Genomic DNA, 11583 nt, shown 5'->3' with positions numbered 1-11583 from the left:
GGCCGACGTCGCGGGGCACGCGTCTACGGCTTCGGCTGCCACCTCAGATCGGGCTCGCGGGCCGCCTTGGTCTGGTCCAGGCGCCGCACCGGCGTGCTCACCGGAGCCTCGTGGATGATGGCGGGGTTGCTCTCGGCTTCCTGGGCGATCCGGATCATCGCGTCACAGAAGGCGTCGAGCGTCTCCTTGGACTCCGTCTCCGTCGGCTCGATCATCAACGCCTCCTCGACGATCAAAGGAAAGTACGTCGAGGGCGCGTAGAAGCCCAGGTCGAGCAGCCGTTTGGCCACGTCCATGGCGGTCACCCCGAGCCGCTTCTGCCGCCGGGCCGACACCACGCACTCGTGCATGCACGGCCCCGGGGCGGCCACGTCGTAGTGCCCCTCCAGACGTTTCAGGACGTAATTGGCGTTGAGGACGGCGTTCTCCGAGACGCTGCGCAGCCCGTCCGCTCCCATGGTCCGGATGTACGTGTAGGCGCGGACCAGCATGCCGAAATTGCCCCAGAGCCCGTGGAGCTTACCGATGCTCTTCGGCCGCTTCCAGTCCAGGCGGTACCGCCCGTCGTCCCTGGCGACGACCGGGACGGGCAGAAACGGCTCCAGGTGGCTCTTGACGCCGACGGGACCGGCCCCGGGGCCACCGCCCCCGTGAGGGGTGGTGAAGGTCTTGTGCAGGTTGAAGTGGCAGACGTCGAATCCGAGGTCGCCGGGCCGGCTGATGCCCAGGATGGCGTTGAAATTGGCGCCATCCATGTACACCTGCACGCCGCGGGCGTGGCACATCTCGATGATCTCGACGATGCGCGGCTCGAAGTTGCCCAGCGTGTTGGGCATGGTGATCATGAAGGCCGCCACGTCCGGGCCCAGATGGCGCTCGAGGTCTCCCAGGTCCACTTCACCGTTGGCGTCCGACTTGACCTCGATCACCTCGAACCCGGCGATAACCGTCGAGGCCGGGTTGGTGCCGTGCGCCGAGTCGGGCACCAGCACCTTGGTGCGTTTCTCGCCGTTGGCCTGGTGCCAGGCCCGGATCATGAGCACGCCGGCCAGCTCGCCCTGGGCCCCTGCCGCCGGCTGCAGGGAGACCGCATCCATCCCGGCGATCTCGGCCAGCAGCCCCGCCAGCTCGTGCATGAGCCGCAGCGCGCCCTGGGCCAGGAGCTCGGGCGTCAGCGGATGGAGCCGGGCGAAGCCGGGCAACCGGGCCATGTCCTCGTTGAGCTTCGGGTTGTACTTCATCGTGCACGAGCCGAGCGGGTAGAAGTGTGTGTCGAGACCGTAGTTGAGCTGGCTCAGCCGGGAGTAGTGGCGCACCACGTCCAGCTCGGAGACCTCGGGCAGCGCGGGGGGCTCCTGTCGCAGATACTGTGCCGGGATCTGGCTCCGGGCGGCGTCCACGTCTACGTCCGGCTCGGGCAGCGAATACGCCGAGCGCCCCGGCGAGGACAGCTCGAAGATCAGCTTGTCGTAGGTGGGGGCGTTGTCGAACGGCATCAGGCGACCGCCTTCGTGAGCGCGCCGGCCAGCCGGTCGATCTCCTCGCGAGTGCGCTTCTCGGTGACCGCCACCAGCAGGCCATCGCCGAGCTTCCGGTCGAAAGGCTTGAGCGGGATCCCGGCCAGGATGCCCTCTCTGGCCAGCCTGGCCACCACCCGCTCCGGCGCCTTGGGCAACCGGAGCGCGAACTCCTTGAAGAACGGGGCCGGGAAACGAAGGCTCACCCCTGGCACCCGGGTGAGCCGCTCGGCAGCATAGTGGGCCTTGGCCATGCTCAGCTCGCCGGCCCGGGCCAGGCCCCGGCGGCCGAGGATGGCCAGGTACACCGTGGCCATGAGGGCGCAGAGCGCCACGTTCGTGCAGATGTTGGAGGTGGCCCGGCCGCGGCGGATGTGCTGCTCGCGAGTCTGCAGCGTCAGCGTGAATCCCCGGCGGCCGTCGATGTCCACGGTGGCGCCGACGAGCCGGCCGGGGAGGCGGCGGACGAATTCCTGCTTGGCCGCGAAGACGCCGAGGTAGGGTCCCCCGTAGGAGAGTGGCACGCCCAGGCCCTGGCCCTCGCCGACGACGATGTCCGCGCCCTGACGGCCGGGCGCCTCCAGCACACCGAGATTAGCGGGATCGCTCGCGACGATCATCAGCGCGCCGGCGGCATGGGTCAGCTCGGCGGCGGCGGCGACGTCTTCCAGGCAACCGTAGAAGTTCGGTGATTGCACGACGAGCGCCGCCGTCCGGCCGCCCACCATCCGGCGGGCTGCGTCACGGTCCAGGATACCCTCGGGGGCCGGCACGTCCCGCAGGCGCAGGCCGAGGCCCTGACAGTAGGTGGCGACGACCCGTCGATACAGGGGGTTCACTCCGGCCGCCAGCACGATCTCTCCGCGGCCGGTGACGGCGTGAGCCATGAGCGCGGCTTCGGCCAGGGAGGAGGCGCCATCGTAGATCGAGGCGTTGGCCACGTCCATGCCGGTCAGCTCCGCGATCATCGTCTGGTACTCGTAGATGCTCCGGAGCGTCCCCTGGCTGGCCTCGGGCTGATACGGCGTGTAGGCCGTGAAAAACTCCCCGCGGGAGATCAGGTGGTTGACGGGGCTGGGCACGTAGTGGTCATAGGCGCCGCCGCCCAGGAAGCACACCGTCTCGTCGGCATCGGCGTTCGTCGCTGCCAGCTGCCGCATGTGCCGGATGAGATCCATCTCCGCCAGCGCCGGCGGCAGGTGCAGCGGCCGGCTGAGCCGCGCCTTGGGCGGAATCTTCTTGAGGAGATCGTCGATGGAGTGGACGCCGATGGCGTCCAGCATGGCGCGCTGGTTCTGGCGGGTGTTGGGCAGATAGCGCATCAGTGACCGGCGGCGGCGATGTAGGCCTCGTACTGCTCCACCGTGAGCAGCTGATCCCACTCGCCGGGATCGGCCGCCTTGATGAGCAGCATCCAGCCTCGCCCGTAGGGATCCTGGTTCACCAGCTCCGGCTTCTTCGTCAGCTCGGCGTTGGTCTCGACGACCTCGCCGGAGACCGGCGCGAACAGGTCGGACACGGCCTTCACCGATTCCACGACGCCGAAGGACTTGTGGGCGGTCACCCGGGTTCCCGGCTTGGGCAGCTCGACGAACACCACGTCACCCAGTTGCTCCTGCGCGTAGTGGGTGATGCCGACGCGCACGGTGTCGCCTTCCTGCTTGGCCCACTCGTGCTCGCGCGTGTATCTCAGCTCGGGCGGGTTGTTCGCCATGGTGGCCTCGTCATTGGCATCGGACGGTTACGCGGCTTTCTTGACACGGGGCGGGTAGAAGGGCGTCTTGACGACGCGAGCGGGCCGCATCTGCCCGCGAATCTCTACGCCCAGTTCAATGCCGGGGGTGGCCAACGCCGGCTCGACGTAGGCCAGGGCGATAGACTTGTCGACCGAGGGGCCGTACGATCCGGAGGTCACGGTTCCGACCTGACGGCCATCCTTCATCACGACGTAGCCGTGGCGGGCGATCGAGCGGTCGGCCATCTCCAGGCCGATCAACCGCCGTCGCAGGCCGCCGGCCCGAGCGCGCTCGATCGCCTCGCGGCCCAGGAAGTCGCCTTTACCCGGCTTCACGACCCAGCCGAGCCCGGCTTCCAGGGGGTTGGTGGTCTGGTCGATGTCGTTACCGTAGAGGGCGTAGCGCATCTCGAGCCGGAGCGTGTCACGGGCGCCCAGGCCGATCGCGCGCGCTCCGGTCTGGGCTCCCTCCTCGAGCAGCGCCCGCCACAGAGGCTCGACGTCGGCGGCCTGCACGTAGAGCTCGAACCCATCCTCGCCCGTGTACCCGGTGCGTGAGATGCGCGCGGGCACTCGGGCGACCGCGCCCGCGGCGAACCGGTAGTAACCGATCGCGGTGGCGTCAATGGCGGCGAGCCGGCCCACCAGCTGCTCGGCCCGAGGCCCCTGCACGGCGACCAGCGCGGTGTCCGCGGACACGTTGCGCCAGCGCGCGTCGGTGAATCGTTTGCTCTGCTGCGTCACCCACGTCCAGTCCTTGTCGATGTTCCCGGCGTTCACGGTCATCATGTAGCGATCGGGGCCGAGGCGATAGAGCGTGAGATCGTCGACGATGCCGCCGTCCGGGTAGCAGAGCAGCGAATACTGCACCTGGCCGATCTCCAGCGCCGCCACGTCGTTCGTGGTGAGATGCTGGGCGGCGGCCAGCGCCTGGGGGCCCTCGACCTCGAACTCACCCATGTGGCTCACATCGAACAGGCCCACCGCGCTGCGCACCGTGCGGTGCTCCTCGATGATCGAGGTGTACTGCACGGGCATCTCCCAGCCGGCAAACGGCACCATGCGGGCCCCCGCCTCCACGTGGAGCTTGAACAGGGGTGTCCGCTTGAGGGGCGCGTCCATCAGGGGGCCTCAGTAAAACATTTCCATACGATGGGGGTCAAGCCGCCGGGAGCCAGTCCCGCAGGGGCTTGACCTGGCAGCCGGCCCGGTCCAGCGCCTCCCTCACCGCCCGCACGATTCGGTCGGCGCCCGGCGTGTCGCCGTGACAGCAGATCGTCTGCACGGAGATGTCCACGTCCACGCCGTCGATGGTCCGGACCTTGCCCTCCATCGCCATCCGTACGGCCTGGGCCGCCGCCTTCTGGGGATCGGTGATCAGCGAACCCGACAGCCTGCGGGACACCAGGGTGAGATCCACGTTGTAGGCGCGGTCGGCGAAACCCTCCGACGCCACCCGCACGCCCATCTTCCGGCAGGCCTGGTCGCACTTGCCTGCCGCCAGGGTCATGAGAATGAGCTTCGGATCGCGCGACTCCTGCACCGCCTCACCGCAGGCCCGGCCCAGCGCCTCGAACTCCTGCCGCTCCATCATCGTGTACAGGATGCCGTGCGGCTTGACGTGCTGCAGCTCGGAGCCGGCGGCGCGCAGGAACTCGCGCAGCGCGCCCGACTGGTAGTGGAGGTAATCCTTCAGCTCCTGCGGCGTGACATCCATCACCCGCCGCCCGAAGCCCATGAGGTCGGGCAGAGACGGGTGCGAGCCGACGGCTACCCCATGCCGGAGGGCCAGCTCCACGGTCTTGCGCATCACGTGGGGGTCGCCCCCGTGGAAACCGCAGGCGACGTTGGCTGAGGTGATGAAGGGCATGATCTCGGCGTCCGCTCCGAGCGTCCAGCGCCCGTAGCTTTCGCCCATGTCACAGTTGAGGTCGATGAATTTCTGCGTCGGCATGGTGGGCTCCTACTCCCGGGCCAGGACGCGGGCCAGGGCGTTGACGAACCGGTCGATGTCCTCCTCCGTCATCGCCAGCGAGCACGCGCCCAGGCCACGCTGGCTGAGGACGATCCCCTCGTTGAGGAGACCCATGAACACGCGCATCGGCGTCTGGGGATCCTTGGGCCGGCTCGAGCGGTAATCGGTGAGGGGGCCCGACGTCCAGTGCAGGCAGAAGAGCGAGCCGATCCCGCTCACCTGTCCCCGCCGCCGCGTGGCCTGGAGCAGCCGAGTCACCCCGCCCCGGAGCCGCTCGCCCAGCGCGTCGAGCCGGCTCAGCGCCTCCGGCGTGATTAAATTCATCGTCGCCAGCCCGGCGGCCATCGTCACCGGGTTGGCGTTGAAGGTTCCACCGTGACTGATGCGCGCGCCCCCCTTGCGGGGATCGTATGCGGCCATGAGATCGGGCCGGCCACCGAAGGCCCCGACGGGCAGGCCGCCCCCGATGATCTTACCCAGGGTCGTCAGATCGGGACGGACGCCGAAGCGCTCCTGGGCCCCGCCCCAGGCCACGCGAAAGGAGATCACTTCGTCGAACACGAGCAGGACGCCATGACGCTCGGTCACCGCCCGTAGATGCTGCAGAAACCCGTCCAGCGGGGGAATGATGCCGCCGATGCCCAGCAGGGGATCGACGACGACGGCGGCGAGGTTCGCCGCCTCCCGGTCGATGATCTCCCCGCAGGCCTCCGCATCGTTCCAGGGCAGCACGACGGTGTGCTTTACCGTGGCGGGCAGGACTCCTGCCGACCACGGCACCGGTTTCGGGCGCCGACGGCCCCCGGCGGTCCGGGGATCGGGCGACACGCTGACCATGACCGAGTCGTGGGTGCCGTGATAGGCACCCTCGAACTTGGCGATCCGGGGCCGCCCGGTGGCGGCGCGGGCCAGCCGCACCGCGTTCATCGTCGCCTCGGTCCCGGAATTGGTGAAGCGGAGGGTCTGCATGGAGGGCACGCGACGGCTCAGCACTTCGGCCAGTCGCAGCTCGTATTCGGTGGGGCCCGGAAACGAGAGGCCGAGGGCCGCCGCCTCTTGCGCGGCCTTGACGACCTCGGGAGGGGCGTGACCGAGGATCAGACTCGTGTAGTTGCCGTTGAAGTCGAGCCGATCGATCCCGTCGGCATCCCAGATGTGAGCGCCCTGACCCCGCTGGAAGTAGAGGGAGTAGGGGTCGAAGAAGGTCGTGGTCCGGCTATTCCCGCCTGGCATCACCGCCACCGCTTCTTCGTGCAGGCTCCGGGAGCGGCTCGTCTTGGCCAGGTACTCATTCAGCTCACGATCGATGCTCATCAATCCTCCGATCAGGCAGCGTCGAGCGCACCGTCCAGTCTAGCCAGCCACGTCACGAGCGCCCGATGCGCCTCGGCCAGGGGGATGGCCCGGAAGCGCAGCCGCTGGCCAGGTTTTACCTGTCCCAGGCGCCCGATGTCGAAAGAGCACACCGTGGCCACCTTCGTATAGCCGCCGGTCGACTGGCGGTCGACGAGGAGCACGATGGGCTGGCCGTCGCCGGGCACCTGGATGCTGCCGAGCGCGATGCCGTCCGAGATGATATCGTGCCCGCGGCTGTGCGCGATGCGAGGGCCGCGCAGCCGAGCGCCCATGCGATCGGACTGCGGCAGCATCTCGTAGGGCCCGCCCAGGAGCGCGGCGAGCCCCTCGGCGGTGAAGCGGTCCTGCTGGGGCCCGGGCACGACACGGATCTCGGGCTCCGTGTCCAGGCGCGGCCATGCGGACGCCGACACCCGACGCACGACCGGCGCGGGCGCCGGAGCGAGCGCGAGCTCGTCGTCCCGCCGCAGCACGCGCCCCCCGAGCCCGCCCAGGCGCCCTCGCAAGTACGTGGCCCGCGCGCCCAGCACCTCCGGCACGTCGATCCCGCCGGAGAAGGCGATGTAGCCGCGGACCCCGGTCCGGGCCGCCCCCAGCTTCACCACGTCGCCCGGCACGAGCGGGAGCGTCGTCCACATGGGAGCGTCCTGGCCGTTGACCGTGACCGGCAGCGTCGCGCCGGTGACGGCGATGGCGCAGGCGTTCTCGGCCACGAAGCGAGGGCCGACGACGGTACATTCGAGCCCAGCCGCGCCGTCGGCGTTGCCCACCAGACGGTTGGCGAGAATGAAGGCGGCGGGATCGACCGGGCCCGCCGGCGGGATGCCGAACCGCAGGTATCCGCGGCGGCCCAGATCCTGCACCGTCGTCTGCGGCCCCGGATCCAGAATTTTTATCAGGGCATGGGCACCCGGGCTGTCGCCACCCCCGTGCCCCGCCGGAATCGCGCTCGGCTTCCGATCTCTCACCCGATCAGAGTCCCGGCTCTGCTCGAGCTCGGCGAACTCGGCGCGGGAGATCGGCCGGAAACGCACGCGGTCGCCGGGCCGCAGCAGCGTCGGCTCGTCGGCCCCGGGGTCGTAGAGCGTGCGCGGCGTACGACCGAGGATCCAGTACCCGCCCGGGCTGTCGACCGAATAGATGCAACACTGGCCACCGCCGATCCCCACGCTTCCCGCCGGCACCTTCGTGCGCGGGGTCTCCAGGCGGGGGATCCGCAGCCGCTCGGGCAGTCCACCCATGTACGGCAGTCCGGGGGTGAAGCCGATGAAGTACACGAGGTACGAGGCCCCGGCATGCAGGGCTATCAGGTCGTCGACGGAGGTCCCGATGCGCTGGGCGGCTGCGGACAGATCGAGGCCGAGCTCGGGATCATAGCAGCACGGCAGCTCCACCGTGCGCGCCGGCGGCAGTACGGCAGCCTCGGCCTGAGGCTCCAGCTCGGCGATGGCCGCGCAGAGCGCGTCGTAGTCGACGGCCAGCGGGTCGTAGTAGACGAGCAGGGCCCGGAAGCTCGGGACCATCTCGACCACGCCCGGCAGCCCCTTTTGCTGGATGAGGAACTCCAGCGCCCGCACGCGCGTGTTGACCTCGACGCTGATCTGCTCGTCGAGCTCCACGGAAACGGCCAGGTCGCCGCAGGGATTGAAGATCATTGAACCGGGCACGGGCACCCGGGCTTCGCCACGCCCGTGCCCCGCCGCGATCGCCCGCGGCGGCCATTCTCCCGCCCGATCTGAGCCGCGACCACCGCCTTCGCCACGCCCGGGGCCCGCCGCGATCGCCCGCGGCGGTGTGTCGGGCACCCGATCGGAGTCGCGATCACCCGCGGCGTCACCCGGTGATCAGAGGACGGCCAGCGCGGAGTTGGACACGTCGGTGATGAACATGTGGCCGGGGCTGTGGGTGATCATCAACGGGGGCCGGGAAGCCAGCGCTACCGCCTGCGGTGTGACGCCGCACGCCCAGAACACGGGAACGTCGCCGGCGCGAAACTCCTGCGCATCACCCCAGTCGGGGCGGGTGATGTCGCGAATGCCGATGGCGTCGGGATTTCCAATGTGCACGGGGGCGCCGTGCGCGCCGGGGAACCGGGCGCTGGCGGTGACGGCCTTGGCCAGGTGCTCGGCGGCGACGGGCCGCATGGAGACGACCATGGGCCCGTGGAAGCGGCCGGCGCTGCGGCAGGCGATCGAGGTGCGCCACATGGCGACATTGCGCCCGTGCTCGACGTGCCACAGGGGGATGCCCGCCTCCATCAAGGCCCACTCGAACGTGAACGAGCAGCCGAGCAGGAAGGCCACGAGGTCGTCGCGCCAGAAGGCGCGGACATCGGTCACCTCGTCGGCCAGCACGCCGTCCTTGTAGATCCGGTAGCGGGAGAGGTCGGTGCGGAGGTCGGCGCCCGGAGCGACGCCCGCCGGCTCGGGGGAACCCACGTCGGTGACTTCCAGGAGCGGGCACGGCCGCGGGTTGCGCTGACAGAACAGCAGAAAGTCGTAGGCGTGCTCCCGGGGCAGCACGGCGAGGTTGGCCTGCACGTAACCGGGACCGAGACCAGCGGTCACGCCGGTCAGCGCGCCCGCCCTGATGTCGGCCCGGATTTCGCGGGGGTGACGAGCGTCGATCGGCATAGCGCGATTCTACTCCTCCCGAACACCGAGCCGGGCCCAGACCTCGGGGCTCGCCAGGATGCCCTCCTTACTTGTGGGCGACGAAGACCAGGCGCCGGGCGTCCAGAGAGAACGGCGTGCCGTCGAGGCCTCCGTAGAGATCGACCCGGCTCCAGCGGTCGGGACGCAGCATGGCGCGCAGCTCGTGGGCGGCGTACAGCCGGATCTCGCTCTCGCCGACGAAGTCGCCCGGGCCGTCCTCGGCGGCCTCGGGGCCGATCCGCCACCAGCGCGCCGCCCACCGGCTCGTGGTCGGGTCGAAGCGATTCTCGATGCGCAGAGTCCAGTCGTCGTTGCGCTGGCGCTCCTCGGCCGGCAGCGAGCGGACCACCTGATCCCGGTTCCGGGTGTCGATCACGAAGACGCCACCCGGTCCCAGGGCGCGCCAGAAGCGGTCCAGCAGCAAGCGGTCCTCGTCGTCGGTGAAGTAGCCGATGCTGCTGAAGAGGTTCACGGCGAGCTCGAATTCCCCGGCGAAGTCCATGTCGCGCATGTCCTGGCAGATGAGGCGGAGCGTCACTCCCGCCCGGGCGGCCGCGTCGCGCGCGCGAGCCAGCTCCGTCTCGTTGAAGTCCACGCCGGTCACCGCATAGCCCAGCCGCGCGAACTCCACGGCGTGCCGGCCGAAGCCGCAGGGGGCGTCGAGCACGCGCGCGCCGGGGTTGAGACCGGCGCGCGTCAGGATCCACCGCGCGGCTCGTCCGGCGTCGGCGCCCGACTCGACGGCCTGGGAGATGGTCGGCCAGGCTTCGCGGAAGAACCGCTCACTCTTGAACATGCGGCCGCCATTATAGCCGTGAGCGATGTGGTATCGTCTGCGCCCGTGAGCGTCCTGGTGACAGGCGCGTTCGGCTGCATCGGCGCCTGGGTCGTGCGCGGCTTGCTCGCCTCGGGCGAACGGCCCATCCTCTACGACCTCGGCGACGATCCGTGGCGGTTGCGGATGATCGTCGGCTTCGACGCGGCCAGTCAGCTGACGGTGGAGCGCGGCGACATCGCCGATCGGGATCGCCTGGTCCAGCTGGTCCGGGACCTCCGGATCCAGCGCATCGTGCACCTGGCGGCCTGGCAGGTGCCACTGTGCCGGCAGGATCCCGCGAAGGGAGCGCTCGTGAACGTCGTGGGCACGGCCAACGTGTTCGAAGCGGCCCGGGCCAGCGGGGGTCGGGTCGAGCGCGTCGTCTACGCGTCGTCGGCCGCTGTCTTCGGTCCGCCCGGCCTGTACCCGCCGGGGCCGGTCGCCGACGATGCTCCGCCGCGGCCGGCCACCCACTACGGGGTGTACAAGGTCGCCAACGAGGAAACCGCGCGCATCTACTGGGAAGAGCACGGCATCCCGTCGATGGGCGTTCGGCCATTGACGGTGTACGGGCCGGGGCGGGACTTCGGTCTCACCGCGGATCCGACTCTCGCCATGAAGGCCGCCGTCCTCGGGCGGAAGTTCCAGATCCGGTGGGGCGGTCGAACCGATCTGATCTTCACCGAGGACGTCGCCCGCGCGTTCATCGCCGCCGCCCGCTCGAGCCTGGGCGGCTCACGGGTCTACAACCTCCACGGGGCGTCGGCCGCCGTGGCCGATGTGGTCCGGCATATCGGGGAGGCGTGGCCCTCGGCCCAGGGCCTCATCTCTCACGTCGAGCATCCGATCCCCTTTCCCGACGCTCTCGACGACTCCCGGTATCAAGCCGACCTGGGGCCGGCGCCCGCCACGTCGCTGGAGCGGGGCATTCGACGGACGCTGGAGGAGTTCGCCCGGTTACAGAAGGAGGGGCGCCTCGACGCTCGGGAGCTGATGTGAGCCAGTACCGGGTGCGCGCGGCCACCGAGACCGACGCCGAGGCGATCTGCCGCATCTACAACGAGGGCATCGAGGACCGGGTGGCCACGCTGGAAACCGAGCTGCGCACGGTCGCGGAGCGGCGGCAGTGGCTGGCTGGTCGCGGGCCTCGCCACCCCGTCATCGTGACCGAGGTGGCCGCCCCCGCCCCGACGATCGTCGGCTGGGGAAGCCTCAACGTCTTCAACCCGCGCGAGGCGTACCGGTTCGTGGCTGACTTCTCCGTCTACGTCGAGCGGGCGTGGCGCGGCAAGGGAGTCGGCAGCGCCCTGCTGGAGCGGCTCGTGGCGCTGGCCCGCGAGCACGGGTTCCACAAGCTGGTGCTGTCGGCCTTCCCCACCAACACGGGTGGCATCGCCCTGTACGAGAAATTCGGCTTCCGTACCGTGGGCATCTACCGCGAGCAGGGCCGCCTCGACGGCGCCTGGGTGGACACCATCGTGATGGAGAAGCTGCTCTAGAGCGCGGGGGGCTCCGGGACCCGCTCCGGG

11 protein-coding genes are annotated in these 11583 nt (G+C 69.9%); 2 read left to right on the top strand and 9 right to left on the bottom strand.

Features of this window, described 5'->3' with window-relative positions:
- Positions 1 to 23 precede the first annotated feature (23 nt).
- The 9 genes from gcvPB to VFR64_06995 form a co-directional block, all read right to left on the bottom strand.
- Positions 24 to 1496 (bottom strand): aminomethyl-transferring glycine dehydrogenase subunit GcvPB, encoded by a 1473-nt coding sequence (gene gcvPB / locus VFR64_07035; GenBank protein HET9489490.1) that lies wholly within the window; start codon positions 1494 to 1496, stop codon positions 24 to 26.
- Positions 1496 to 2839, bottom strand: a complete 1344-nt coding sequence (gcvPA, locus tag VFR64_07030) for an aminomethyl-transferring glycine dehydrogenase subunit GcvPA (GenBank protein HET9489489.1) — start codon at positions 2837 to 2839, stop codon at positions 1496 to 1498. Before gcvPA ends, gcvPB begins: the two co-directional genes overlap by 1 nt.
- Positions 2839 to 3231, bottom strand: coding sequence for a glycine cleavage system protein GcvH (gcvH, locus tag VFR64_07025; GenBank protein HET9489488.1), 393 nt, complete (start codon positions 3229 to 3231; stop codon positions 2839 to 2841). Before gcvH ends, gcvPA begins: the two co-directional genes overlap by 1 nt.
- Before the next feature lie 27 nt (positions 3232 to 3258).
- Entirely contained in the window at positions 3259 to 4374 is a 1116-nt protein-coding gene (gcvT, locus tag VFR64_07020) for a glycine cleavage system aminomethyltransferase GcvT (GenBank protein ID HET9489487.1), read from the bottom strand.
- A gap of 37 nt (positions 4375 to 4411) precedes the next feature.
- Positions 4412 to 5206 carry a 5-oxoprolinase subunit PxpA gene (locus VFR64_07015; protein HET9489486.1) on the bottom strand — a complete coding sequence of 265 codons (795 nt, stop codon included), beginning with the start codon at positions 5204 to 5206 and terminating at the stop codon, positions 4412 to 4414.
- Between the two features lie 9 nt (positions 5207 to 5215).
- Positions 5216 to 6541 (bottom strand): aspartate aminotransferase family protein, encoded by a 1326-nt coding sequence (locus VFR64_07010; protein HET9489485.1) that lies wholly within the window; start codon positions 6539 to 6541, stop codon positions 5216 to 5218.
- Between the two features lie 11 nt (positions 6542 to 6552).
- Positions 6553 to 8250: a 5-oxoprolinase subunit PxpB gene (gene pxpB / locus VFR64_07005; GenBank protein HET9489484.1), complete on the bottom strand. Its 1698-nt coding sequence runs from the start codon at positions 8248 to 8250 to the stop codon at positions 6553 to 6555.
- A gap of 177 nt (positions 8251 to 8427) precedes the next feature.
- On the bottom strand, positions 8428 to 9216 hold the full coding sequence (locus VFR64_07000; protein ID HET9489483.1) for a putative hydro-lyase: 789 nt from the start codon (positions 9214 to 9216) through the stop codon (positions 8428 to 8430).
- A gap of 67 nt (positions 9217 to 9283) precedes the next feature.
- Positions 9284 to 10033: a class I SAM-dependent methyltransferase gene (locus VFR64_06995; protein ID HET9489482.1), complete on the bottom strand. Its 750-nt coding sequence runs from the start codon at positions 10031 to 10033 to the stop codon at positions 9284 to 9286.
- A 57-nt stretch (positions 10034 to 10090) separates the two neighbouring features.
- Here VFR64_06995 and VFR64_06990 point away from each other — a divergent pair, with 57 nt between their 5' ends.
- Together VFR64_06990 and VFR64_06985 are read left to right on the top strand one after the other, a co-directional pair.
- Positions 10091 to 11053, top strand: coding sequence for an SDR family oxidoreductase (locus VFR64_06990; protein ID HET9489481.1), 963 nt, complete (start codon positions 10091 to 10093; stop codon positions 11051 to 11053).
- The gene (locus VFR64_06985; protein HET9489480.1) at positions 11050 to 11553 is read left to right on the top strand and encodes an arsinothricin resistance N-acetyltransferase ArsN1 family A; all 504 of its coding nucleotides are present in this window, start codon (positions 11050 to 11052) and stop codon (positions 11551 to 11553) included. The genes VFR64_06990 and VFR64_06985 overlap by 4 nt, the downstream gene beginning before the upstream one ends.
- Positions 11554 to 11583 lie beyond the last annotated feature (30 nt).

This window comes from Candidatus Methylomirabilota bacterium (genome assembly GCA_035709005.1).
Taxonomy (GTDB): Bacteria; Methylomirabilota; Methylomirabilia; order Rokubacteriales; family CSP1-6; genus 40CM-4-69-5.
Note: the sequence above shows the minus strand (reverse complement) of the source record. Positions and strands in the feature narration are given on the sequence as shown.

What these genes read in the sequence shown, in the direction of transcription:
- gcvPB (HET9489490.1), bottom strand. Translation starts at nt 1,496, where the DNA reads ATGCCGTTCGACAACGCCCCCACCTACGACAAGCTGATCTTCGAGCTG.
- gcvPA (HET9489489.1), bottom strand. Translation starts at nt 2,839, where the DNA reads ATGCGCTATCTGCCCAACACCCGCCAGAACCAGCGCGCCATGCTGGAC.
- gcvH (HET9489488.1), bottom strand. Translation starts at nt 3,231, where the DNA reads ATGGCGAACAACCCGCCCGAGCTGAGATACACGCGCGAGCACGAGTGG.
- gcvT (HET9489487.1), bottom strand. Translation starts at nt 4,374, where the DNA reads ATGGACGCGCCCCTCAAGCGGACACCCCTGTTCAAGCTCCACGTGGAG.
- VFR64_07015 (HET9489486.1), bottom strand. Translation starts at nt 5,206, where the DNA reads ATGCCGACGCAGAAATTCATCGACCTCAACTGTGACATGGGCGAAAGC.
- VFR64_07010 (HET9489485.1), bottom strand. Translation starts at nt 6,541, where the DNA reads ATGAGCATCGATCGTGAGCTGAATGAGTACCTGGCCAAGACGAGCCGC.
- VFR64_07000 (HET9489483.1), bottom strand. Translation starts at nt 9,216, where the DNA reads ATGCCGATCGACGCTCGTCACCCCCGCGAAATCCGGGCCGACATCAGG.
- VFR64_06995 (HET9489482.1), bottom strand. Translation starts at nt 10,033, where the DNA reads ATGTTCAAGAGTGAGCGGTTCTTCCGCGAAGCCTGGCCGACCATCTCC.